Source organism: Niabella pedocola, assembly GCF_021044425.1.
GTDB classification, from domain to species: Bacteria; Bacteroidota; Bacteroidia; order Chitinophagales; family Chitinophagaceae; genus Niabella; species Niabella pedocola.
On sequence record NZ_JAJNEC010000005.1, the window covers coordinates 1,579,508 to 1,604,796 of the forward strand.

17 protein-coding genes are annotated in these 25,289 nt (G+C 46.2%); 5 read left to right on the top strand and 12 right to left on the bottom strand.

The genetic code is table 11. The features are described 5' to 3' along the window. Positions 1-31: 31 nt before the first annotated feature. Complete coding sequence (locus LQ567_RS14220) at positions 32-1,039, bottom strand: WG repeat-containing protein (protein ID WP_231005186.1); 1,008 nt, start codon at positions 1,037-1,039, stop codon at positions 32-34. A gap of 138 nt (positions 1,040-1,177) precedes the next feature. On the opposite strand from LQ567_RS14220, the gene fumC reads away from it, so the two are divergent. Beyond that, positions 1,178-2,575 (top strand): class II fumarate hydratase, encoded by a 1,398-nt coding sequence (gene fumC / locus LQ567_RS14225; RefSeq protein ID WP_231005187.1) that lies wholly within the window; start codon positions 1,178-1,180, stop codon positions 2,573-2,575. Between the two features lie 103 nt (positions 2,576-2,678). On the opposite strand, the gene LQ567_RS14230 is transcribed toward fumC, so the two are convergent. The 7 genes from LQ567_RS14230 to LQ567_RS14260 all read right to left on the bottom strand — a co-directional run bounded on the left by LQ567_RS14230 (position 2,679) and on the right by LQ567_RS14260 (position 11,230). Then, entirely contained in the window at positions 2,679-3,818 is a 1,140-nt protein-coding gene (locus LQ567_RS14230; protein ID WP_231005188.1) for a Fic family protein, read from the bottom strand. 190 nt (positions 3,819-4,008) lie between these two features. Beyond that, on the bottom strand, positions 4,009-4,368 hold the full coding sequence (locus LQ567_RS14235; protein WP_231005189.1) for a DUF6370 family protein: 360 nt from the start codon (positions 4,366-4,368) through the stop codon (positions 4,009-4,011). A gap of 10 nt (positions 4,369-4,378) precedes the next feature. Then, positions 4,379-5,101, bottom strand: a complete 723-nt coding sequence (locus LQ567_RS14240) for a lipoprotein signal peptidase (protein WP_231005190.1) — start codon at positions 5,099-5,101, stop codon at positions 4,379-4,381. A 184-nt stretch (positions 5,102-5,285) separates the two neighbouring features. Then, complete coding sequence (locus tag LQ567_RS14245) at positions 5,286-6,689, bottom strand: phosphatase PAP2 family protein (RefSeq protein ID WP_231005191.1); 1,404 nt, start codon at positions 6,687-6,689, stop codon at positions 5,286-5,288. Between the two features lie 685 nt (positions 6,690-7,374). After that, positions 7,375-9,858 carry a bifunctional UDP-N-acetylmuramoyl-tripeptide:D-alanyl-D-alanine ligase/alanine racemase gene (locus LQ567_RS14250; RefSeq protein WP_231005192.1) on the bottom strand — a complete coding sequence of 828 codons (2,484 nt, stop codon included), beginning with the start codon at positions 9,856-9,858 and terminating at the stop codon, positions 7,375-7,377. 2 nt (positions 9,859-9,860) lie between these two features. Then, a complete protein-coding gene (locus LQ567_RS14255; RefSeq protein ID WP_231005193.1) occupies positions 9,861-10,832 on the bottom strand; it encodes a TerC/Alx family metal homeostasis membrane protein in 972 nt (323 codons plus the stop codon). 32 nt (positions 10,833-10,864) lie between these two features. Further along, on the bottom strand, positions 10,865-11,230 hold the full coding sequence (locus LQ567_RS14260) for a HesB/IscA family protein (RefSeq protein ID WP_231005194.1): 366 nt from the start codon (positions 11,228-11,230) through the stop codon (positions 10,865-10,867). 256 nt (positions 11,231-11,486) lie between these two features. Between LQ567_RS14260 and mqnC the strand changes: the two genes are divergently transcribed. From mqnC to LQ567_RS14280, 4 genes are all read left to right on the top strand, one after another. After that, positions 11,487-12,611, top strand: coding sequence for a cyclic dehypoxanthinyl futalosine synthase (gene mqnC, locus LQ567_RS14265; RefSeq protein ID WP_231005195.1), 1,125 nt, complete (start codon positions 11,487-11,489; stop codon positions 12,609-12,611). A gap of 91 nt (positions 12,612-12,702) precedes the next feature. Then, positions 12,703-13,980, top strand: a complete 1,278-nt coding sequence (locus tag LQ567_RS14270; RefSeq protein WP_231005196.1) for an NAD(P)/FAD-dependent oxidoreductase — start codon at positions 12,703-12,705, stop codon at positions 13,978-13,980. Positions 13,981-14,170: 190 nt separating this feature from the next. Continuing rightward, on the top strand, positions 14,171-15,784 hold the full coding sequence (locus LQ567_RS14275; protein ID WP_231005197.1) for a Na+/H+ antiporter: 1,614 nt from the start codon (positions 14,171-14,173) through the stop codon (positions 15,782-15,784). 303 nt (positions 15,785-16,087) lie between these two features. Continuing rightward, the gene (locus LQ567_RS14280; protein WP_231005198.1) at positions 16,088-16,576 is read left to right on the top strand and encodes an asparaginase domain-containing protein; all 489 of its coding nucleotides are present in this window, start codon (positions 16,088-16,090) and stop codon (positions 16,574-16,576) included. A 6-nt stretch (positions 16,577-16,582) separates the two neighbouring features. Here the strand turns inward: LQ567_RS14280 and LQ567_RS14285 are convergent, their stop codons facing one another. The 4 genes from LQ567_RS14285 to LQ567_RS14300 all read right to left on the bottom strand — a co-directional run bounded on the left by LQ567_RS14285 (position 16,583) and on the right by LQ567_RS14300 (position 25,075). Beyond that, on the bottom strand, positions 16,583-17,071 hold the full coding sequence (locus LQ567_RS14285) for a hypothetical protein (RefSeq protein ID WP_231005199.1): 489 nt from the start codon (positions 17,069-17,071) through the stop codon (positions 16,583-16,585). A gap of 48 nt (positions 17,072-17,119) precedes the next feature. Next, on the bottom strand, positions 17,120-19,726 hold the full coding sequence (locus LQ567_RS14290; protein WP_231005200.1) for a glycoside hydrolase family 3 C-terminal domain-containing protein: 2,607 nt from the start codon (positions 19,724-19,726) through the stop codon (positions 17,120-17,122). Between the two features lie 322 nt (positions 19,727-20,048). Next, the gene (locus tag LQ567_RS14295; protein WP_231005201.1) at positions 20,049-21,749 is read right to left on the bottom strand and encodes a SusD/RagB family nutrient-binding outer membrane lipoprotein; all 1,701 of its coding nucleotides are present in this window, start codon (positions 21,747-21,749) and stop codon (positions 20,049-20,051) included. Positions 21,750-21,769: 20 nt separating this feature from the next. Continuing rightward, on the bottom strand, positions 21,770-25,075 hold the full coding sequence (locus LQ567_RS14300; protein ID WP_231005202.1) for a SusC/RagA family TonB-linked outer membrane protein: 3,306 nt from the start codon (positions 25,073-25,075) through the stop codon (positions 21,770-21,772). Positions 25,076-25,289: the final 214 nt, after the last annotated feature.

A 25,289-nucleotide genomic window follows, 5' to 3' on the forward strand; every position in this document is an offset into this window, starting at 1 on the left:
ATAAAACAACGAGTAAACCCGAAACGCTCCACTACAACCGCTCCAAATACCTGTTCACATCAAACTTGTTCGGTGCATCCGGGTGTTCCCGGAAATATTGCGCACAGGATTCCAATGCTTCTTTCAGCCATTGCGCGAAGGGGGTTTTGTCCTTACCATCCCAGCCCACCTGGAAATAATCACCGGTTAATGCACGGTAAAACAGGAAGGGATCTTCCTTATCAAAACTTCCATTGCTATACCCCTGGATCTTATAATAAGGCGACAGCGCGGAAGGGCGGCCTACGATCTCAAACTGCAATAAGGCGTCCTTGCCTTCCGCTTTGGTGGCAATATTGGCATTCCGGATCTTTGACAACACCTCCATCGCTTCAATCTCATCGAGGATCTTCCGCTCCACGGCGGTATATTTAAAAGGATAAGGAAGATAGCCACCATCCACGGGCAGGTCTTTTTCTGTTTTCCGCTGCTTCATCAGCTGAACGCTTTTGCCCTCCCGGTTGATATAAAAGGTCTTTGCATTTTCTTTATAGGCCATAGGCGGATGTTCTGCATCCTTGTTCCGGTCCCAGTAGCACCCGTTGCAGGCAAAAGCATATCCATAGTTGAACGGCGACACCCAATCCCATTGCGGCCGGATGGCCACTTTTCCCTGCTCATTTACAAACCCCACTTTTCCCTTTTGGACACAGCGGGCCAGTCCCTCTTCAAAATAATCCGGCCCGTTATCATAGGCCAGTGGCCGGTATAAAAACTGGCCTTTCCGGTTATACATACTGCCAAAAGAAAGGGCCGTACCGGTATCGGTTTCATCCATATCAAAAAGGTTGATCAGTGAATCGGTGATTGGCACACCCGGTTCAAAATACATAATGGGGGCACCTTTCGGGGGAATTATCACCCGTCCTTTATCATCCTTCACCCCGATCAACGAGTCTTTCGGATCCATAAAATAGTAAAGCCGGCCCTGGGCCCGGGACTGCGAAGGAAGCAGGCCAACAATCATCAGGACAACAAAGCCGAACAGGCGATTTTTCATGTTTTTCTTTTTTACAACGTTTTTATATTTAAACCGGAAGTGAAGGTAAATAAACTTCATTTACCAATACCTTTGCGGGAACAACCAGACCTGTAAGGTTTTGTAAATCTTACAGGTTCTCAAACTTAAAAAACGAATATGGAGTACAGAATTGAAAAAGACACGATGGGCGAGGTAAAAGTGCCGGCAGACGCGCTCTACGGTGCACAAACACAACGCTCGATTGACAATTTTAAGATTGCCGCCGACATTAACCGGATGCCCAAAGAGATCATTAAGGCCTTTGCCTACCTGAAAAAGGCAGCGGCCATTACCAACGCAAAAGCAAAAGTGCTTCCGAAGAAAAAATCGGACCTGATCGGAAAAGTTTGCAATGAAATACTGGAAGGAAAACTGGACAACAGCTTTCCGCTGGTAGTATGGCAAACCGGAAGCGGTACGCAAAGCAATATGAATGTAAATGAAGTGATCGCCTACCGGGGCCATGTACTCAACGGTGGTCAGCTTACCGATAAAGAAAAGGCGCTGCATCCCAACGATGATGTGAATAAATCGCAAAGCAGCAATGATACCTTCCCTACGGCAATGCATATTGCAGCCTATAAAATCCTGGTTGAGGTAACCATCCCGGGTATTGAAAAACTGCGGGACACCCTTCAGAAGAAAAGCAAGCAATTTATGAAGGTGGTGAAGATCGGCCGTACGCATTTTATGGATGCCACACCGTTAACACTGGGCCAGGAACTGAGCGGTTATGTATCCCAGCTGAACCACGGTTTAAAAGCCATAAAAAATACGCTTCCGCATTTATCGGAACTGGCATTGGGCGGCACGGCAGTAGGAACCGGTATCAATACCCCCCCGGATTATGCAAAAAATGTGGCGGATGAAATTGCCAAACTCACCAAATTGCCGTTTAAAACTGCGGAAAACAAATTTGAAGCGCTGGCCGCACATGATGCCATTGTAGAATCGCATGGTGCGTTGAAAACAGTAGCGGTGAGCCTGATGAAAATTGCCAATGATATCCGTATGTTGTCTTCCGGTCCGCGCAGTGGTATCGGCGAACTGTTTATACCGGATAATGAGCCCGGTTCTTCCATTATGCCCGGCAAGGTAAATCCCACCCAATGTGAGGCACTGACTATGATTGCTGCACAGGTACTGGGCAATGATGTGGCCATCAATATTGGCGGTGCTACCGGTCATTTTGAGCTGAATGTATTTAAACCGGTTATGATCTACAATTTCCTGCACAGTGCCCGCCTGATCGGGGATGGTTGTGTTTCCTTTAATGATAAATGTGCAGTAGGACTGATGCCGATTGAGGAAAATATTAAAAAGCACCTGGACAATTCCCTGATGCTGGTAACCGCCCTCAATCCGAAGATCGGGTATTACAAGGCTGCGGAAATCGCCCAGAAAGCACATAAGGAAAATACCACGCTGAAGGCCATGGCCGTGAAGCTGGGCTATCTTACCGAAAAAGAATTTGACGAGTGGGTAGTGCCGGCTAAAATGGTGGGAAAAATATAATATTTACTGCGGCGGCGAAGTCGCTTCCAGAAGATCACCGCAAAAGCAGGTTTATTGATTCTCAAAGAGAAAACCGCCTTCAGATAAGGGCGGTTTTCTCTTATCAGTAAGTTTCCTTATGACTCTCGAACAATTGAAGATACCCTTCAAAAGCATATAGCTTTCCTCTTTGTCCGCCGGTAATTTCTTTTACAATCTCTAATTCCTCCAACAACCCGATCATTTTATAGGCCGCCTTGGGTTGCTTTCCAATTACAACACCTACAGTTTGCGCATTTACTACCGGTTGCGAATACATATAATTAACCACTTTATAAGCATCTCCACTGCGTACGCCCACATCTTTCAGTTTTTGATCAATCGCTTTTTGTAATTGCAGAATGCCATCAAATGTTGCTACACCGCTTTTGGCCGTTTCTATGATTCCGGTAAGAAAAAACTTTAACCATTGATTGATGTCGTTATGAATACGTACCCGCATCAGGTTATCATAATAGAGTATCCGGTTGCGTTCAAAAAAATCGGAAAGGTATAAGATCGGTTGTTTTAAGATTCCTTTGCTTACCAGGTAAAGCGTAATCAACAGGCGGCCAACCCTTCCATTCCCATCTAGGAAGGGGTGAATCGTTTCAAACTGGTAATGGATCAGTGCGACCTTCAGCAAATCGGGTAAAGGATTAAATTCATCATTGGCAAACTTTTCCAGGTCGCCCATTAATTCATCAATGGTATGTTGCGCCGGTGGTATAAAAACCGCATCATTGATCGTTGCACCACCGATCCAGTTTTGAGACCTTCGGTATTGGCCGGGCTGTTTATGCTTTCCCCTCACCCCCTGTAACAATACTTTATGTGTTTGCCGGATGAGCCGGGAAGAAAACGGCAGGGTATGCAGCAGCTTTACCGCTTCATTCATTGCCTCAATATAATTTTGCACCTCTTCCCAGTCGTCACGCTTTTCACTATCGATCTCCTCCCTGGGCAAAAACGCTTCCTCTATATTTGTTTGTGTACCTTCTATTTTGGAGGATTGGGTAGCTTCCTTGGCAATATGCATACGGATGAACAGCTCAATATTCACGTATTCAGAATACATATCGAGGCGGCCCAAGTGCCGGTCGGCCCGGGATAACAGTTGTAATAACTGCATATCGGTTATTTCCCAGCTCCGGTTAATAAAACCTGGCTGAAAGCTTTTGTAATACCCTTGCTGAATATAGTTTCCTGCCTGAAATTGGTGCATAGGGACTAAGAATATTGTTATTTTCCAAAAATACAAAAAAGGAAAATAGCAAACATCGTTATTTTCCCTTTTTCTTGAAAAGGAAAATAACATACTTTCTAATTTTCCTTTTATATGTTTTCGAAGCCTTTTCCGTAAAAAAACGCCCTATCCAGGCGTTCATCGTATAAATTTCCAGTAGCTTATTTGTTTATTTCTTTGCAGCTTTCTTCTTTTTGTCTTCCAAAAGCCGGAAATAGCTGGCCCTGAACCGGCCGTTCACGATCTCACCCTGTACCTCCGCCTTCCGGATGCGGTTGCAGAATCCGTCCTTTGCATGCGCATCGCCATGCTCATCAATAGAAGTTCCGTCTACAAAATAGGATTTGCCGTCCATCTTTACTGCCAGGTCGCAGCTTTTCCCCTCCATTCCAAACTGGCATTCGCCACAGGCAGCCTCAACAACCTGTACCTTTTTAGAAGGATCCGGCACGGCTAATTTAGATGCTTTCTGGCCCTGTACAGCAAAGGATATCACCGTAAACAAAAAAGAAAAAAGAATCGTCTTCATGACGTAGCATTTAGTCTGCAGATGATGTTTCACTGCCGGTATTGTTTACAACAGCATCGCCCGATGTACTGGCCTGAACCGCTGCCCCATCCACTTTCCTGTAAAACTTCTTTTGAAAAACCAACAGCGCGATCACTCCGGTGGAAATAGCCATATCGGCGATGTTAAAGATGGGTGCAAAAAATTCAAACGGCTGACCGCCCACCCAGGGAAACCAGGAGGGATAATGGGTCTTTACCATCGGGAAGTATAACATGTCTACCACGCTTCCGTGCAAAAAGGAGGCATACCCTTTTCCGCCCATTTTGGCAATACCGTCATAGCCCACATAATCGCCAAATGCCGGGTCAAAGTGCAGCCCCTTGTCGAAAATCATTCCGTAGAACATGCTATCGATCAGGTTGCCCAGTGCGCCCGCATAAATCAGCGCCACGCAAATCATAAAGCCCCGGGTATATTTTTCACGGGCAAACCGCACCAGCAGGAAGGAGCCGAAGATCACGGCAGCCAGTCTGAACAGCGTGAGGGTCACCTTTCCGGCTTCGTTCCCAAACTTCCAGCCCCAGGCCATGCCCGAGTTCTCAATAAAGTGCAGCCGTGCCCAGTTCATTCCAAAAATGCGGGTCACTTCCCCAATGGGATAGTGCGTTTTTATATAGATCTTTACCACCTGGTCTACCAGTAAAACCAACAGAATGATCCCTATTGCTGTGCTTAATTTTCCTGCTTTCATGCGGCAGCAAATATACGAGACTTTCCCCTGTGGGGATTTAAAATAATCAATCTAAAATATTAAATTAAAAAACAATACAACTGCCGTTACGGTTCATTATTTTTTATTTCATCGGGAGATTCCGTTCCACTTCTGCCGGTTACATTCAATAGGCGTAGTTTTACATTTCCATCTGTAACCCTCCTCAAAAATAAGCAGTTAGTCTAACCCCGAGCACCACATAATCCATATGATTCCGCATGCGTACGCGATTGCTGAAACCCGGTTCTATTTCCACAATGTTCTCATTAAATGCATATTTAAAAACAGGGTTCGTATAGTGATAATCGGCATAGCCCGTTACCCCGAGGCGGCTGTTAAGCTTATAGGTAAGCGCACCGCCCGCCCCTACACGGAACGTATTAGAGGGCTTATAGGCTGCAATTTCCTGTACCTCACTATTATTGGCGGCAGCTGCTTTTACTGATATGGTTCCCCGGGAACCGATGGAATACCCGCAGTGCGTCTTCAACATGAGCTGCCAGCGGTTGGTAAGGTGCAGGGCATAATAAGGGCCGGCAGCAATATTGGCGGCGCCGATCGACTGTGTTTCAAACTTCACATTCCGGTAGCTTGGGTCTTGCGCATTGGGCGTATAGATCTCGGAAGCCGTGATGGGGAAGCTGGTAAACGAAAGATCTCCGCCAACACCCCAGTTGCGGTTAAAAAAATAGGCCCCTTCCAGTCCGGCCTCAAAGCCCAGCTTGGAAGATGCATTAATTTCCAGGTTCTTGGCCAGGTTATGCATGGCATTGGCGTATCCCCATTTGATGGCCAGGAATGAAGGATTTTGGCTGGTAGGTTTATAGGCCAGGTTATTTAAGTTATCACCCTTATTCTTATAGATCCGGTCAATAAAAAAATACCCCAGCTGGGTAGATAAAATACCGATGCCGGCACCGGCAAGAATATCCGGGAACCAGTGGCGGTTGTTCAGTCCCCGGGCAATGCCGGTAAAGGTAGCCGTGCCGTAACCTGCAATGCTGTAAGAAGGATTTACCAATCCGTATTCCTTATGCATAAAGGTGGCATTGGTAAAGGCCATGGCCGTATGCCCTGAAGGAAACGAATTCCTGGATGTGCCATCCGGGCGCTCCACTTTTGCCGTATATTTTATCCCGTTGACCAGCACACCCATAATAGCAATACTGGCCCCATAGGAAAACGCGCTGCGCAGCAGCTTGTTCCTTCCTTTTACCCCGGCAAACTTTAAACCAAAGGTAGTGGCTGCGGGCAGGTACTGGGCATAGTTATCGAAGGTATGTTTAAACCCGGGCAGATACCGGTTGCGCACTTCGCGGATGCTTTTCTTCTCGCCCCAGGTAACGGCGGATGCCGCTAAAAATAACGCCGGCGCAAATCCGATCTCCACCCCCTGTTTTTCAAAAAAAGGCTTCCGTCTGGGCATCCGGAAAACAGTGTCGGCACGGAAAACGGTTCCCGGGGTTACCGGTTGATCCGGCAACAACATTTCCTGCTGCGCCCTGGCAGCACCAGCGCAGAAAAAGCAGTATATGAAAACAATCACCTGTTTTCCAAACAAGTTCATTCACACGGTTTTAAAGCAGGAGCAGGGGTGTTTTACCATTTAATCTTCGCATTCAGTTACGGCAACACGCAATTTCTGCTACAACAATTGGGGTTTAAGTTCCGGTCCGTTAAGACCATTGCGAAAGTAGGGAAAATGATTAAGAGATGAGGCGTGGTCCATTAGCGGCTTATTGGCCCGGCTTTAATGCTTATGGCGTCGGTCTTGCTGCCTGCACCCCTGAAAGCGGGATCATTCACTTCAACAGCTCTATATGGGGCGGCTTATTATTTTGCGGGACCTGGGCGACTGGTGGCACATGGAGTAATCCCCAAAGTTTTGAAAAATATCCGCAATACCTGGCGTCACCCTGCAAAAACCTAAGCTAACAGCGCTTTTTCCTTCGGCAGGCCACCTGGTCAGGTGGGGGTACGCGCCTACTGGTCTTTGGCCACAAAGGTTTTAAAACACCCAGCTCATCTGCAAGCTGCGTGCGCCAGGCTTTTAGGTGGGCCGGTTTAGTTTTTCACTCCAATGACGAATGTTTTTGCTTTGTCAGTTCAGGTTTCAGGTTTTCCTTCTAACCTTTTAGGTAGGGAAGGTATGGGGCTATATTTGGAACTTAGGTGATTGGTGGAACATGAAGTGATCCTACATACCCCTCTTGCGCAGGTTCCCCGACCTGTATGCATCCGTAATTCATCAGCTACCCTTCACCATAGTACACCCGCTTTACGCGCTGCGAGATGCTGGTCATGATCTCGTAGGGAATGGTGCCGATCCACTGGGCCAGCTGCTGCACCGGAACGGGCGCGCCAAAAATGATCACATCATCGCCTTCCCTTACACCCGGAATATGCGTAATATCGATCATCGTCATATCCATGCAAACCGTTCCGATCACCGGGGCCAGTTGCCCGTTTACCCAAACCTTGCCCACGCCATTACCCAGCCGGCGCGAATAGCCATCGGCATAACCGATCCGCAGGGTAGCAATCACCGAATCTTCTTTGGCAACGCCCCTGCGGTTATAGCTGACCGTTTCGCCTTTTTTGATCTTCTTTATTTGGGAAATGGTGGTTTTTAATGTGGCCACGGTTTGCAGCGGAACCCGTTCATTGCCGGAAATACCGTAGAGGCCAATACCCAACCGCACCATATCCAGCTGCAATTGGGGAAAGCGCAATATTGCAGAAGTATTGGCAATATGCTTCAGAAACGGATAGCCGACAGTGCTTTCCAACACAGCAACCGCTTCCATCAACAATTCGTATTGGTGCAGGGTAAACGAGTCCTCCACCTGATCTTCACTGGCTGCCAGGTGCGAAAAAACAGATTGAATCCGTATCCATTCATTGTTCTTTAAATACGCCGCCAGGGCGGCCATATCGCTTACGGCAAAGCCCGTGCGGTTCATCCCGGTTTCTACTTCTATGTGTACAGGATAATGTTTTAACCCGGCATTTTTCACATGCCGTTCAAAAGCCAGCAGCAGTTCAAAGCTGAAAAGATCGGGCTCCAGGTTATAATCTGTAAGCGCATCAAAGGCATTGGCCTCCGTATTAAGCACCATCACCGGTATGGAAATGCCCGCCTTCCGGAGCTCCACCCCTTCATCAGCATAGGCCACGCCCAGATAATCAGCCTTGTGAAACTGCACCACACTGGCAATTTCCGCAGCACCGCTTCCATAGCCAAAGGCTTTTACCATGGCCATCACCTTTACTCCCGGTTTCAGTTGCTGCTGGATCATTTTCAGATTCTGCGCCACCGCATCAAGGTTAATCTCCAGCACCGTTTCATGCACCTTTTGCTCCAGCTGGTTTACAATACGTTCAAAGCCAAATTTGCGGGCGCCCTTTACAAGAATGTGTTCATCCTGGTACTGTGTGCTGTGAAACTGCTCTAAAAACGCATCGGTAGATATATAAAAGGCAGATTCCGGAACAGTGTTGCCGGCCGCAAACAGGCTGGCCTGCGCCTGCATTTTTTCACCGATACCGATCAGGCGGTTTACACCATAGCGCTGTAACAGTTCCCGGATGGTGTGGTACAGTTGCTGTTCCTCCCCTTTGCTTTCGGGGATATCAGAAAGGATTACCGTTTTCCGTTTGTTGCCGGCCTGTTGCTGCAGGAATTCCAATGCCACCTTAAGCGAGTTCAGATCCGCACTATAGCTGTCATTGATCACAATGCAGTTGTTGATACCCTGTTTGAATTCCATGCGCATATGCACCGGCTGTAATCCCCTCATGCCGCTAATGATTGAAGCAGGGGCGATATGCAGCCATCGCAGTACGGTAATACAGGTAAGTGCATTTTCAATGGAGGCCTGATCGGTGAAGGGTATGGTCAGTTCCATGGGATCTTCTTCCTGCTGCTTTAACCGGAGTACCGTTTCCTCTTCTTTTACCAGGATGTTTAGCACCTGTACGGCATTATGCTCCTGTTTGCCCCAGGAGAAAAAAACAGCCGGATAGGTTTTGATGCCTGCGCTGATCAGCGGATGATCGCCATTGGCGATGATCACCCCGGCATGTTTGAACAGTTTCAGTTTTTCGGAAAGCTTTTCTGCATCGTCTTTAAAGCCCTCGGCGTGCGCCGGGCCAATATTGGTGAGCACCCCGATGGTGGGCGCAATGATGGTTTCCAGTTTCTCCATTTCCCCGGGCCGGCTGATGCCGGCTTCAAAAATGGCCAGGTTGTTTTCGGCGCTCATCTGCCACACGCTCAGCGGTACCCCCAGCTGGGAATTGAAGCTTTTGGGACTTCTTACAATATTTTTATAGGGTTGCAGCAATTGATACAGCCATTCCTTTACCACGGTTTTACCGTTGCTTCCGGTAATACCGATCACATCCATGGAATAGTGACTGCGATGCGCCGCTGCTACCTGCTGCAGCGCCTGCAACGGATCGTTTACCTGCAGGAATACCGCACCCGGATAAGCGGCTTCATCTACCGGCTGTGCCACCACAAAATTGCGGATGCCCTTTTTGTATAATTCACCAATAAAAAGATGTCCGTTCCGCTGCGGACCTTCCAACGCAAAGAATAAAGAGGTAGCAGGAGTAACCAGTTTCCGGCTGTCGGTTAGCAGGGTATCGATAACCGCTGTTGGAAACGGCCCTTGGAGCTGTAAACCGAGCAGCCGGGCAATATCTTGGATCGTATAGGATTGGCCGGCCACCGTTATAAGTTTATACTGCCGTCTTCTGTTTCTTCGGGAACGCCTTTTTTCTTTTTATAAATTGAAAAAAGGATGCTGCCTACAATACACAGCACAATAATACCCAGGGAAATGCCCACCTGTTGTTGTTTACTAAGCCATTGGTTGATCCAGTGTTCACAAAGCATTTTTACCCCGATAAACACCAGTACAATGGCAATGCCCTGTTGCAGGTAATCGAATTTATTTACCGCACCTCTTAACAGGAAGAACAGGGAGCGCAATCCCAGTACGGCAAAAATATTGGAGGTATAAATGATCATCGGGTGCCTGGAGATGCCCATTACCGCCGGGATGGAGTCCAACGCAAATACCAGGTCGATCCCGGCCAGCATCAGCACCACCACGAAAAGCATGGTGTATTTCTTTTTCCCGTCTTCGATCACCGAAAATTTTCCGTTTCCGTCATGCGGCACCAGCGGGATCACTTTTTTGATCCACTTATAAATAGCATAATCATGGGGATCTTTTTCCTCACCATCACCGGATGAGAACATTTTAATACCCGTATACAGCAGGAAGGCCCCGAAAATATACAGCACGAAATGAAACCGTTCTACCAACGCCACGCCTACGGTAATAAATATGATGCGGAATACAATGGCCATTAAGATCCCCAGCAGCAATACCCGTCCAAAATGCTTTTCTTTTACGGCAAAGGATGAAAAGATCAGGATGAATACGAAAATATTGTCTACACTCAGGCTCCATTCCATGAGGTAGGCACTGATGTATTCCAGCGCCAGGGTGCGGCCATCTTCAAACCATACAAATGCAAAAAAACACATGGATAGTCCTACCCAGAAAATGGTCTGGATCAGCGCCTGTTTGATCGTAACCACTTTATTTTTTTTACTCAGCAGCCCCAGGTCAAAGATCAAAGCCAATACGATGACTATCCCGAAAACCAGGTACGTGATCTGTTCTTGTGTCATTTATTTGTATGTATTTTAATGTGGTAGTTGATCTAAACAGCAAAACTTTCCCCGCAGGCGCAGGTTCTGGACGCATTGGGATTATTGAAATAAAACCCTTTGCCGTTCAGTCCGTCAGAAAATTCAAGCGTAGTGTCTAAAAGGTACAGCAAACTTTTCATATCGGTAACCACCTTCACATCATTATCCTCAAACACCTGGTCCATGGGCTTTTGCTGCGTATCAAAATCAAGCTTATAGCTTAAACCGGAGCAGCCGCCGCTTACCACGCTTACCCGTAAAAAATACGCAGCATTATCTTCTGCCTGCTTTTCAGCCAGGATCTCACGGATGCGCTTTTTGGCACTTTCGCTTACATAGATGTTACCAGGTATTGTATTTTTAGTTTGCTCCGCCATTTTAACTGCTATTTAGAAGTAACGATAACAATTATCCGGCCCAAAATGTTCACTGTCGCCGTTACTGCTGCTTTTACTTTGCAAAGATACTTTAGAAAGCGGCTTTTGCCAAACCGGGTGTGCTGCTTTCAATGAGTATACATGGCCCAATTGCCGATGCCGTGGAACACAAGACCGTTAATAATAAGGAAACAACGCCTGTCATTACCATAATTAGCAGCATCTGTCGTACTTTTGTACTTTATTTCAACAGTCTATGATATTACAGGATCTTTATAAAAAAGCCGCGGCGTTTGAGTTTTTGAGTGTGGAAGAAGGCCTTTTTCTTTATCATCATGCGCCGCTTTCCGATCTGATGCTGATTGCAGACGAATTACGGAAACAGCAGGTACCTCATGGAAAAGTCACCTGGCAGATCGACCGCAATGTAAATACAACCAATGTATGTATCGCCAATTGTAAGTTCTGTAATTTTTTCCGTATTCCCGGGCATCCGGATGCTTACATCACCGATATGCCTACCTACCGGAAAAAAATTGAGGAAACGATCAAATACGGTGGCGATCAGCTACTGTTGCAGGGGGGGCATCACCCGGAACTGGGACTTCAATTTTATGTAGACACTTTCCGCCAGATCAAGGCTGAATTCCCGGATATCCGGCTGCATGCGCTGGGGCCACCCGAAATAGCCCATATCACCAAGCTGGAAAAAAGCACGCATAAAGCGGTATTGCAGGCTTTAAAAGATGCCGGGCTGGACTCCCTGCCGGGAGCCGGAGCCGAAATACTCATCGACCGGGTACGCCGCCTTATCAGCAAGGGAAAATGCGGTGCACAGGAATGGCTCGATATCATGCATGAGGCGCATAAGCTGGACATTACCACTTCTGCCACCATGATGTTTGGTCATGTGGAAACCATTGAAGAACGTTTTGAGCACCTGGTAAAAATACGGGAAGTTCAGAGCCGCAAGCCGGAAGGCGCCAACGGCTTCCTGGCCTTTATCGCATGGACCTTCCAGGATGTGGACACCTTGCTTACACGGATACGTGGCGTGCACAACCTCACCACGGCAGATGAATACATTAAAATGGTAGCCCTGAGCCGCATCATGCTGCCCAATATAAAAAACATTCAGGCCTCCTGGCTTACGGTTGGAAAACCCACCGCACAGCTGTGTTTACATGCCGGGGCCAATGATTTCGGAAGCATTATGATTGAGGAAAACGTGGTAAGTGCTGCCGGAGCTCCGCACCGGTTCACTTATAAATCCATACAGGAAGCCATCCGCGAAGCCGGTTTTGAACCGCAGCTGCGCACGCAGAAATACGAATGGCGTAAGATTCCGGAGGCTATTGTGGAGCAGGTGGTGAATTATTAGATTCTCCGATCGGAGCGGTTTCCGGTTCGCCGGTTAAAAACCTCGCCGTTCTATCAGCAGCGATTTGCCATAAACATTAAAACAAATTCCTATGGATCAATCGTCTAAAAAAGTAGTGATTGTTGGTGGCGGATTCGCAGGGGTAACCCTGGCCAAGCAACTCAATAACCAACCAGGTTTTGACGTAACCCTGGTAGACAGCAACAATTATAATTTCTTCCCCCCGTTGCTCTACCAGGTAGCTACCGGCTTCCTCGAACCCTCCAGTATCAGTTATCCGTTCCGGAAATTTTTAAGAGGTAAAAAAAATATCCGTTTCCGGATGGGTGAGTTAAAGAAGGTACTCCCCGATGAACGGCAACTCGTTCTCTCCAATGGTACCCTGAGCTATGATCTTTTAGTACTGGCCACCGGTGCCACTACCAATTATTTTGGAATGGAACAGGTACAGCAAAATGCGATTCCGATGAAAACATTAAGCGATGCCCTCGCCATGCGGAATACGCTTTTGAACCGGCTGGAAGAAGCATCCCGTACTACGGATGTGGAGTATAAAAGAAAGCTGGTGACCTTTGTTGTAGCGGGTGCGGGCCCTACAGGCGTGGAAATCTCCGGCATGTTTGCAGAAATGCGGGCTACGATCATCCGGAAAGACTATCCCGATCTTGTGGGGAGAAACCTGGGGGAAATTTTCCTGGTAGACGGCGGGGATGCCGTGTTAAAACCCATGTCGAAAAATGCCCAGCAGTATTCCAAGAAATCGCTGGAGGCCCTGGGCGTACACATAAAACTCAATACTACCGTAAAGGATTTTGTAAATGATACGGTTCTTTTATCAGATGGCAGCACCATTGAAACGAAGAACCTGATCTGGGCAGCCGGTGTGGCAGCAAAAACCTTTGAAGGCATCCCGGCAGCCTGCTACGGACGTGGTAAGCGCCTGATCGTTGATGCCTATAATAAGGTAGCCGGCGTTGAAGATATCTATGCCATCGGCGATACCTGTTTACAAACCACCGACGCCGCTTTCCCCAACGGCCATCCCCAGGTGGCACAGGTAGCCCTTCAGCAGGGATCCAACCTTGCCAAGAACCTGTTGCATCCGCAACGGTTGAAGCCTTTTGCCTATGTAGACAAAGGCTCCATGGCCATTATCGGGCGCAATAAGGCCGTAGCGGATCTTACCAAACCCAAAATGCGTTTTGGCGGTTTTTTTGCCTGGCTGATCTGGCTGTTCATCCACGTGATGTCGTTGCTTACATTGAAGAACCGGCTGCGGACGTTGACGAACTGGATCATTGCCTATTTCAGCAGGGACCAATCCTTCCGGATGATCATCCGGCCGGAAGACCGGGAGGAACAGGTTTAAGGTTTCAGGTTCAATGTTTCACGTCAGATCCGTTTTAAAGACGGTTGTTCAAGGTACAGGTTCGCATTTCTGGCTTCTCATTTCTAATCCAGGTATTTCATCAGCATACAGACCACCGAACCGGAACGGCATCTTTATTTCCACATTCCCAAATTTTCAAATTCAAAAAAAGAATTCCGTATATTAAGGCATGATCGAAAGCCGGCTTTTACTGATCCTGACCATGCTCTTCCTCATTACCCTGCTTACTATGCTGGGTAATAAACTAAAAATTTCCTACCCGATCTTTTTGGTGATGGCCGGACTCGTCATCAGCATGCTTCCGGGCACACCTGAGATAAAGATCAACCCTGATATCGTTTTTCTGATCTTCCTGCCGCCGGTACTTTTCTCCGCCGCAATGCAGATGCCCTGGGCAGACTTCTGGAAATTAAAACGGCGTATCGCCCTGCTGGGATTTGGTCTGGTATTTTTCACTTCCACTATTATTGCGTTCCTCTCCACAGCATTGATACCGGGTTTTACGCTGGCACTGGGATTCGTATTAGGCGGTATTATTTCTCCGCCGGATGCCGTTGCTGCCACTTCTGTATTAAAAGGGCTGAAGGTTCCCCGCAATGTGGTAAACCTGCTGGAAGGCGAAAGCCTGGTAAATGATGCTTCCAGTTTGATCGTTTACCGCTTTGCACTGCTCGCCGTAATCTCCGGTCAGTTCAGTGTATGGACGGCTACAAAAAGTTTTTTTGTGGTTGCAGGAATGGGCATTTGTATTGGTTTGGCTATCGCAGGTATCATTTACCTGATCCTTCGTTTCTTTCCTACCACTTCAGCGATCGATACGGCCTTCACCCTGCTGTCGCCCTACGTGATGTACCTGGTAGCGGAGTATTTTCATTGCTCCGGAGTATTATCGGTGGTTGCGGGCGGGTTGTTCCTGAGCTATCATACCCACCGGATGCTGGGATACCAGTCGCGGATCCATATGGCGGGCGTATGGGACACACTTACGTTTTTACTGAACGGATTTATATTTATTCTTATAGGGTTGCAGCTGCCCTTTATTGTTTCCAATTTTACTAAAAATACGGTCAAGGAAGCACTTGGTTACGGGCTCATTATCAGCGGAGCCGTGATCCTGATCCGTATTGTGTGGGTGTATACCTCCAATTATATCCGCGTACGTATCAAACGCAGATGGGCGCCGGATACCGCGGTTCCTACAAACAAAGAGACCTTCTTGGTAGCCTGGTGCGGCATGCGGGGTGTGGTGTCGCTCGCCGCGGCACTGGCCATTCCGTTTTACATAAAAAACAACGTAGAGTTCCCCTACCGGTACCTGATCCTCTTCATTACCTTTGTGGTGATCATTGTAACATTGGTACTACAGGGACTTACAATATCACCACTGATCCGGTTGCTGAAGATCCGGGATGTTGCCGAAGACAAACGGAAAACAGAGAACCAGCAATTGAAATTGCGACTGGCAGAGCTGGCGCTGAAATATATTGATGTACATTACAGGGACGACCTCGAAAAAAGCGAGCCTTTTTTACTCACGCGTAACCGGTACAGTCATATGATTGACGCCGCCAAACAAAAGCTGGGACTGAAATCCGGTGATGCCCCTGCGGTGGATGAGTCTATGCCGCGGTTCCGGCAATTACTGCTGGAACTGATCAATGTAAAACGCAATGAACTGATGAAATTCCGGGTAAACGGAACCTTTAGCGAGGAGCTGATCAAGGAAAAGGAATGGGAACTGGACCTGGAAGAAGCCCGGCTGAGAAGCCGGAAACGACAATAAGTTCCAGGTTTAATGCTCAATGTTTCGGGTTGGGATTCGTTTGTTGCTTGATGCCGGATCTTCGATTCGGGGGTACTGACGCTGCCGATAGAAATTGACTACTGAAAACTGTCGGCTCATTTCAGAATATCAATTTATTTAACCAATGCGTTTTACATTTTGCAAGGTTGACTTTAGATCGCTGTTAAAACCACTAACAAAATCCCATGCCTGGCATTTAAATTAAAAAAACACGATCAACTGTTCGTATTGCAAAGCAGCGCCACGCCTGCATTCTGGCTTGAATGCGATACTTTTGTGGGTATGGCAATACGCATCTTTATAACCGGCGGAACTTTTGACAAAGAATATAATATGTTGAATGGTGAGCTTTATTTTAAAGACACGCATTTACATGACCTGCTGGAAAAAGGGCGTAATACCGTGCCGGTGGAGATCCGCACCCTGATGATGGTGGATAGCCTGGAGATGACCGATGAGGACCGCGAACTGATCGCCTACCAATGCGAGCAAAGTGAAGAGGAGCAGATCGTGATCACCCATGGCACCGATACGATGTCTGTAACGGCCCAGTTACTGGCGGAACGTATAAAAGATAAAACCATTGTGCTTACCGGAGCGATGATTCCTATCAAATTCGGCAGCTCCGACGGATTGTTTAACCTCGGCAGCGCTATCGCCTTTGCCCAATCCTTACCTCATGGCGTTTACGTAGCCATGAACGGCCGGTATTTTAAAGCCGGCAACGTACGCAAGAACCGGCAGACAGGCGTGTTTGAAGAAACTGTTTAAGGTTATCTATTCTATTTTGCGGAAACGGTATGCACATCCTTCCACACAGAACATACCCGACAGTTCCAGTGTGTCTTTGGATACACGAATATTGAAAAAGGCGGTATCCCGGCTATTGGCCGGTAGCAGGTAAATGACTGTTGAGCGGACCCGGTTCGTTAACCCCGCTGTTCCTTTATTTGAAGTAGGTATATTCGGCCACAATAAAGACTTATCTCCATTTATCTCATATGAAGAAGAATCCTTAAACGTCAGCACCGGCCCGTTAGGCACCTTTCCCCAGTCAACAAGTACCCCCGGTGATATCCTGGTTTCAGATAATTGCCAGGAGCCTACTGGTGCTGCAACCATAACAATGTCTTGCTTCACAATATTGCTATCTGGCCTGGTTGTATTGTCAACCGCATCCTTTTCATTGTTCGTTTCTCCGGTTTTCGAGCAGGCAGCAGCGGTGATAAGCATCATTACAGCTAATAAAATCTTCTTATTTTTCATATATTAAGTTTTGGTGCATCTCAAAGGTATGCTTTTTTAGAAATTTGCCTATTCTACCACTAACGTCGTCCGCAACCGGATATCTGCAGACGAGGCCCCGATCATGATGCTGAAGCTTCCCGGCTCCACCACCCATTTCATTTGCTGGTTCAGCAGCTGCAATAATTCCGGTGTGATCAGAAAATCAAGTTCCTTTGTTTCCCTTGGTTTCAACTGCACCCGCTGAAATCCTTTTAAGGCCAGTACCGGTTGTGCCAGCGAAGCCTCATCATCGCGGATGTAAAGCTGCGGCACTTCGTCACCTGTCATTGCTCCGGTATTCTTTATGGTAAAATGTACACGCACCGAATCGGTTATACCCATGCGCTGTTTGTCTAAGCGGATATGACTGTACGCAAATGTTGCATAGCTCAGCCCAAAGCCAAAGGGGAATAATGGCCGGCCGGACAGGTTTTCATAATCATCGCCCCGTCCCGTGGGTTTATGATTATATACAAGCGGCAGCTGGGCTTCGTGCAACGGAAACGTAATGGGCAGGCGGCCCGCCGGGTTATAGTCACCCATCAATACATCCGCCACCGCATGACCTCCTTCTTCACCAGGGTACCAGGCCTGCAGGATGCCATTTACCTGATCCTTCCAGTTATGCATGGTTATGGCGCTTCCGCCCACAAGCACCACCACTACCGGTTTGCCTGTTTCTGATACCCGTTGTATCAGCTCCTCCTGTTTCCCGGGCAGGGAAAGCAGGGCCCGGTCTCTGAACTCTCCTTCCTCGATGCCCGCTACAATAACGACCGCTTCGGCCTTTTCAGCAACGGCTACGGCTTCCCGGATCCTCGCCGCCCGCTCATCACCCTGCTGAAGAACCAGTTGCAATTTCCCATTGCCCACCGGTTCGTAGTATTCTATTCTTAATTGATAGGTTTTGCCTTTTACAAAGGAAACGGGGATCAGTTGTGTATGAAATGATTCCTTTTTCCAGTTATCAATCACCAGCCGGCCATCGATATATAACCGGAATCCATCATTGCCACTTAATCCAAGCTGATAATTCCCGGAAACATCCGGCCGGATCACTCCTTCCCAGCGGACTGCATAAAAATCCTGCTGCAGCTTTGATGACGGGCGAGAGAGCGTCCAGAGTTTACTAAGCTCCCGGTCAATGCCCGTATCAACCGGCATGCCCGAAAAATCAATCCGGTCAAACACTGCAAACCGCAATCCCTTTTTTAACCCGCCTCCTTCATAATGCCACAACAAATCTGCCGGAACGGTCTTCCACAGGTCATTCATTCTGCCGGGACCAGGGGCATACAGGATTTCGGTACCTGTCCCCGTCTTTTCTTTTAAGCCTTCCAGGATAGAAACTTTTTGCGTACCCGGGCCGCTGTATCCCCCCAGCCGGGCTTCCGTAGCATCCGTACCAATTACGGCCAGCTTCCGGATATTTTTTGCAAGCGGCAGGGCCTTGTTTTCATTTTTTAACAACACTAACGATTCCAGTGCGGCCTGTTTACCAATAGCTTTATGATCAGGTTTTACCGCTGCTGTCTTTTCATCAACATAGGGATTATCAAACAGCCCCAGTTCAAATTTCGCGCGTAGCACGCGCGCCACGGCGTCATCGATCCGTTGCCGGTTGATTTTTCCATCATAAAAATGCGGCGCAAATAATTTATAGTGTTCATAGTCCGTCTGAAAAATCACATCCAGTCCGCCATTGATCGCCTGTGCGCCGGACTCCGGGTAATCGCCCGCCGTATGGTGCAGTACCAATGCCCCGCCGGTGGCTCCGGCATCTGAAATCACAAAGCCGTTAAAACCCCATTCCTTTTTCAGTTTGGTATTCAGCAACCAGGAGTTGGCCGTACAAGCGGTTCCATCCAGTGAATTATAAGCCGTCATCACCGACCGGCTGCCGCCCTTCAGGAAGCAGGCTTTAAACGGCAGGAAATGCGTTTCTTCCAGGTACCGCTCGTTCCAATGAATGGGATAACTGTCACGGCCGCCGTCGCCTACATTTGCCACAAAATGTTTGGGAGTGGTAATAATATTCTTTTTTTCAAAAGAACTTACGAAAACAACGCCCATTGCGGATGTAAGAAATGGGTCTTCCCCATAGGTTTCTTCCGTTCTTCCCCAGCGCACATCCGTAGCCAGGTTCACCACCGGGGTGAGGATCTGGCGGATGCCCCGTTGTTTCGTTTCATCGGCGATGGCGTTGGCCACCCGGCGCATCATGGCGGTATCAAAAGTAGCGGCCAGCCCAATAGCCTGCGGAAACGAGGTCGCATCACTACGCACCAGTCCGTGCAGCGCTTCATCAAAAAACAATAACGGGATCCCCAGCCGGGTTTGCTCCACAAAATACCGTTGAATACTATTGATCTTCTTTGCCAGCGCCAGAGCGTTTTCCTTACTCCAGTTGTAATTCAGCATTTGCTGTGCTGCCTCCCCCGCACCGGTTGTAGCCGCGCTTACCTGAAATCCAAATAACCCGTTCTTATATTGGCCCGGCGCAGCCTTATCCAGATCTCCCGGAATCATAAATAACTGCCAGAACTTTTCCTCCGGTGTCATACGGGAGAGGAGGTCCTGTACGCGGGTTTCGATAGATAAATACTGATTCTTGTAAGCAGGCGGCTGCCCCATAACAGAGCTGCATATGATGCTGTATATCAATATTACACTCAAACACTTGATCATGAGAAATATATTCTTTGCCATTTTACCAACAATATGTCTTAGTTATCGATCGTTAAGATACGAATTCCGATTTAAGGAGGTTCCTTTCTCCACCAAAACCAACACCTATTAAATAGCAATTGTGGATTAAAGAGCCGCGCTGCTCACTCTTTAAGACAAAAAGAGGTTGCATTCAATTTTTTGAATACAACCTCTTTCTTAAAAGGAGATGAGAGGATTACCAATTATTTTTTTAAAATCTAAAAACCACCTGTCATCACAGGATTGTCTATCTATAATAACTAACACCTTTTTTATTTGCAGGCACCCAGAAAATAGGCGTGGTATAGTTGTTATCCGCACCAACTTTCAGAAATTCCGCCTGGTTAGTCTGCAATTCCGATGAAGGGTATTTAATCCTTTCAGGGCAGGGCTTCATAACAGTTCCGTTAAACACAAACGGATCTAATAATGGGTGCCTTGTTCTACGCAGCTCTGCAAACAATTCATACTGGTTGGATATATTCAGATGAATATATTTTTGCTGCATCAGCACTTCCATTTGATTTTCAATGCCGGTTTGCGCGCTGAATTTTGCCCTTACCTTATTGGAATACGTGTCGATATCTCCTGTGGATTTTACCGGATGCAACACCGCCTTATCCGGCCGGAAGCTCTTGTTGAGATCGTTAACAGCATACCAAAAATCACAGGAGTGAACTACCGCATCTTTTATATAATCTGCGGCCGTTTTATTAGTTGATGCATAGCCTTTAATAGCAACTTCGGCCCTTAAAAGATCAACTTCAGCCAGGGTGATCATGACTGCAGGAAAATTTGGAGCATTCATTGCAAATGTAACAATACTATATTCAGATTTTCCGTTCTGAGAAAGCGCTGCATCAATATTATCGGCAGCGGTATAATACCTGTCGCCCGCATCATAGTACCGTGCATTTGAATCGGTATTCATGCTTACAGACCTGTAATCACCATATTTTGTTGGCATTACGAGAACAGGCAAACGAGGATCGTCAACGCCTGCATTATAAGAGCTATCGGCAAAATTCATATTGCGCATCAGCAGGTCCGGCATAAAATGCACAAAGCTTCTTTCATAAACGCCTCTCAACCAGGTCCCCCCCCCGCCGCCATTGTCTGTTGTATAAGTAGGAAACATCAAATCGGTAGTTGGCAAATTCGCCAGCGCCTCTGTAATGTGAGGCTTTGCAGTAGATTCATCTACTCCGGCCAGCTTTATAGCATACTGTAGCCTAAGTGCATTTATATATTGCACCCACTGATCTATATTTCCTTTTAATGCAATATCCTGTTTCGTAAACAGTGCCTTGCCATCAGCAGACATTTTATTATAATTGTCTTTCAACGATGCTCCAATATCCTTGAAATCATTAAGGATCGACACATATATTTCCTTAGGATCATCATATTTAGGATATAAAACGCCCAGGTTTCCCTTCATTGCATCGAAATACGGTATCTTATTAAACAGATCTACACATCTTAGCGCCCATACATCTTTCATTACGGTAGCCAGCTGAAAAAACACAAGTACTTCATCTTTTGCACCTCCGGTGAGCTTTTCAACCCCGTCTCGCATAATCGCCCATTCCTTCATTCGCGTATAGTGCGCATTAAAATGACTCATAGCTCCGGATTCCGTAGAATAGAATCCATTTTCATTTACCAAATCGCCATAATCACTATACCAGGCATATCTGGAAGTAATGTATCGGTGGTTGATCTGTGAGTAGCAGGAAATGGTATTGCCGTCATTTTCCCACCAATATTCTCCATAATCTTTTACATATAGCTTCCACTCATAAACCATCCCCGTAAACATACCGGCAAATAAATTTCCGGTTGGTGGATCAACTTTTGAAGGGTCCTTAAACTGATCTGACAGATCCTGCTTGCAGGAAGCAAAGCAAACCATTGCACCGATGAGTATTATTATTAATCTTTTCATTTTATTAGAATTTATTTTTACTAAAAACTCATGTCCACTTTTAACCCAACGGAACGCATTTGAGGAAAAGGAGAATACTCCACAAAGGAATTGCTACCGAGGGCTGATTCCGGATCCACGTGTTTTATGGTTTTATACAGGTAGAACAGATTTCTTGCAATTAAAGACACAGCAATTTTCTGGAACCCGATTTTATTAACAAACGTTTTGGGCAAGGTGTACATTAACGACGCCTCCCTGAATTTGATATAGTCGTTCTTTGTTAACATATCTGGCTGAAACCATTCATTATTATCGTGTATAAACTGCCCATAATAATCAGTAGCGCTTATAATAATATCGTTTTGTACATAACTCTTATTACCGCTGCCGTCTGTAACTTCTTTTACACCCGGTTGAATCAAACCATCATGATAAACCCGTGCATTTGCTGCCCCCGCAGGAGCCGGCTGATTATGCTGCCATGCGACTTTTTTTCCGCTTGCATCAATATAGTAAGCCATGCCTCCGTTTGCTTCATCCCTGTATTTAAGCGATTCTTTAACAGAGCCGTTTCCAAGCAAATAATAATTAGAATATGACAGATACGTTCCACCAAATTTATAATCGAATCCTAGATGCAGATTGAAGCTTTTATAATAAAAATCAGTACCAAATCCTCCAATAAAATCAGGATTTACATTTGCCACGGTTATGAGCTTTGTTTTATCCGCACCATAAAGACCTGTACTGCCCACAATTTTATTTCCATTGGGATCTTTTAAGTAGTCAAATGCCTGAACATCACCAATCGGCTTTCCTTCAATAGCCATAATAGAATATGCTCCGCTTCCTGTAATAGCATATTGCGTCATTCCTGGATATAGCTTTACCACTTTAGACCGTTGGTTTGCTGCGTTAAAAGTTATATCCCACCGCATTTTTTCGTTTGAAAGAGGACTGTATTTCAAAAACAACTCATATCCCCATTTTTTTACATTACCTGCATTCAGTTTAATATTTGAAAACGCTGTAGAATTTGTCAGGTTTAATGCCATGATCTGATCATATACATTTCCTGTATAGAAGGAAAAGTCTACTTCCAGCGGCGTTTTTTTAAACCACCTGGTATTAAAGCCCACTTCGTATTCATTATTTCTTTCCGGCTTAATATCGCCTGCAAACAATGAGGTTGGTCCATAAACAGTTGGCACCTGAGAGGTACCAGCTACACCAAGTCCGTAAGATTGATAAGCAAAGTAGGGATAAGGAGCTCCCCGGCCCACATTGGCCCATGAGAATCTGAATTTACCATAATTAAGTTCCGGAATCTTTACTGTGTTGCTAAAGTTCCATGTTGCAGATGCACCCGGGTAAAAGTAAGAGTTATACTTGGGTGGCAGCAGTGACGACCAGTCGTTTCTTGCAGACAATTCTAAGTAGTATGTACTTTTGTATCCTAAAGATGCAGATCCTAACACACTGTATAGGACTGACGAATTGCGGCCGGTACTCCCAGTCTGACTAAAATCGCCAGATTTTGAAATGGATGCAGAAATATCATACCAATTAGGGTATAATAATCCCCCAACAGTCTGTTGTGAAACATCATTATACGTTGTTTTGCTATACTCTGGTCCTGCAAATGCAAATAAATCCAACCCATTAGCAAAGGTTTTATTAAAGTTCAGGAAAGAGTTATAATTTAGAACATTGTAGTTTTTCTTTTGAAAGGCATACTTGCCCCCGCTTACTGTAGGTATTACTTTTGTTACCGCATTATTGGTAATAAAATCCCAATCTGTATAATCCATACCGGCACTGCTTGTTAAAGAAAGCCAAGGCGTGAATTTCAATGTAAACTTAATCGAGCCAACAAGGTGCGTTTTATTGTCAATATTCTGATTTTCATTTTGTTCCCAAAGCATACCGAAATAACCTACGCCATCGCCTCCAACAGAGGTTGGTACTCTCAACGGATTTACGCTATATTGATACTGCTGCCCCAATCCATCTTTATAGCTGCTTGCCAGCGATTGATAGTCAATATCTCTGTTGAAGCCGTAAGAAACCAACCGGGATATATTGGGATAGCGATTTTGCGTTGAAATATTATACAGGTTTGTATTCACTTCAAAATTTGCAAACTCGGAGACGTTCATCTGGCCATGAAAACTTATAGTATTGTCTTTTTGAAAAAAGTTATTCATTTGACCTTTATAATCCTTCCTTGTATAAGAAAGGCGCATGCTTCCCTTATCGTTCGCTCCGGAAATTGCAGCATTATAAATATTAGTAAATGTGTTTTTAAAAAGATCGTTCCAGTTATTTGGGTATGCGCTGTAAGTTCTCATGGTGCTGTCATAAAACATAATAGGCGAGCCATCGAACTTAGGACCAAATTGCTGGCGGGTATTATTCATAATTCTCACTCGGGCACCGCTCCTGTCTTTACCATACACGGTATCATAAATTGTCGTGCCCGATCCGTATTCATTTTGCCAGTTAATAAAACTAACCGGTGTCTCCATCATTGACTGAAAAGAGAGGTTTACGCCAAACCCTCTTGTTCTTGACCCCTTCTTTGTGGTGATCATAATTACACCATTTCCCGCCCTGCTACCGTATAATACAGATGCCTTTGCACCCTTTAATATTTCGATAGACTCGATATCTTCACCGTTGATATCATTAATACCCGAGCCATAATCGAAAGAGTTCAATGGATCGTATCCCCGTGATTCCATATTGGAATTTTCATCATAGATGGGCACTCCATCTACAACAATCAGCGGCCTTGTTTTAGTGTCTGTTTGTAAACCCGCAGCACCACGTATTTTAATGTTAACACTACCGGTAGGACCGGCAGAGCCTACAGAGATCCCCACGCCGGCGGCTTGCCCGTAAAGCGCCGTTAACGGGTTAACAGTATTACCCGCCTTCATCAGGTCATCGCCTTTCAGCGAAGTGATGGCATATCCTACGGACTTTTTTTCTCTTTTTATGCCTAATGCAGTTACTACGACTTCATCCTCCGACTTATCGCCTGCACTTGTTAGCGAAATGTCAACAGGTCCTTCCTGAGTGACTTTTACTTCTTTGTTTAAAAACCCGATTGAAGAAACTTCCAGAACAGGGTTGGATGTAGTTACTTCAATCGTGTACTTTCCATTTAAATCGGTTGATGTTCCTTTACCGGCACCCTTTACCGATATCGTGGCACCAGGCACTGGCTTTCCCTCACTGTCGGTAACCACCCCGGTTATAGTACGCCTTACCTGGGCCAGTAAGCCGCTAACGCCTAATAAAAGGGCAAAAAATAACAACATCAGATGTTTCTTCTGCATTTTTTCTCATTTTAAATTATTAAAAACTGTCTGGTTTACACAATCAATCGAACGGGTAACGAATTGCTAATAAAATCCTAAAGCAATGTTAATGCAAATTTAACAAACTTTTTAAATAAATTAATAAGTAGGCAATTATTTTTTTATTGGCAATTCCCCTAAGCATCTTAAGTGCTCGAATTAGCACCTCTAAAAGAAAAAAGCCGCCCCTGGA

Coding starts and splice junctions, on each gene's coding strand:
- LQ567_RS14220 (WP_231005186.1), bottom strand. CDS start 1,039: ATGAAAAATCGCCTGTTCGGCTTTGTTGTCCTGATGATTGTTGGCCTG.
- fumC (WP_231005187.1), top strand. CDS start 1,178: ATGGAGTACAGAATTGAAAAAGACACGATGGGCGAGGTAAAAGTGCCG.
- LQ567_RS14230 (WP_231005188.1), bottom strand. CDS start 3,818: ATGCACCAATTTCAGGCAGGAAACTATATTCAGCAAGGGTATTACAAA.
- LQ567_RS14235 (WP_231005189.1), bottom strand. CDS start 4,368: ATGAAGACGATTCTTTTTTCTTTTTTGTTTACGGTGATATCCTTTGCT.
- LQ567_RS14240 (WP_231005190.1), bottom strand. CDS start 5,101: ATGAAAGCAGGAAAATTAAGCACAGCAATAGGGATCATTCTGTTGGTT.
- LQ567_RS14245 (WP_231005191.1), bottom strand. CDS start 6,689: ATGAACTTGTTTGGAAAACAGGTGATTGTTTTCATATACTGCTTTTTC.
- LQ567_RS14255 (WP_231005193.1), bottom strand. CDS start 10,832: ATGACACAAGAACAGATCACGTACCTGGTTTTCGGGATAGTCATCGTA.
- LQ567_RS14260 (WP_231005194.1), bottom strand. CDS start 11,230: ATGGCGGAGCAAACTAAAAATACAATACCTGGTAACATCTATGTAAGC.
- mqnC (WP_231005195.1), top strand. CDS start 11,487: ATGATATTACAGGATCTTTATAAAAAAGCCGCGGCGTTTGAGTTTTTG.
- LQ567_RS14270 (WP_231005196.1), top strand. CDS start 12,703: ATGGATCAATCGTCTAAAAAAGTAGTGATTGTTGGTGGCGGATTCGCA.
- LQ567_RS14275 (WP_231005197.1), top strand. CDS start 14,171: ATGATCGAAAGCCGGCTTTTACTGATCCTGACCATGCTCTTCCTCATT.
- LQ567_RS14280 (WP_231005198.1), top strand. CDS start 16,088: ATGGCAATACGCATCTTTATAACCGGCGGAACTTTTGACAAAGAATAT.
- LQ567_RS14285 (WP_231005199.1), bottom strand. CDS start 17,071: ATGAAAAATAAGAAGATTTTATTAGCTGTAATGATGCTTATCACCGCT.
- LQ567_RS14290 (WP_231005200.1), bottom strand. CDS start 19,726: ATGGGGCAGCCGCCTGCTTACAAGAATCAGTATTTATCTATCGAAACC.
- LQ567_RS14295 (WP_231005201.1), bottom strand. CDS start 21,749: ATGAAAAGATTAATAATAATACTCATCGGTGCAATGGTTTGCTTTGCT.
- LQ567_RS14300 (WP_231005202.1), bottom strand. CDS start 25,075: ATGCAGAAGAAACATCTGATGTTGTTATTTTTTGCCCTTTTATTAGGC.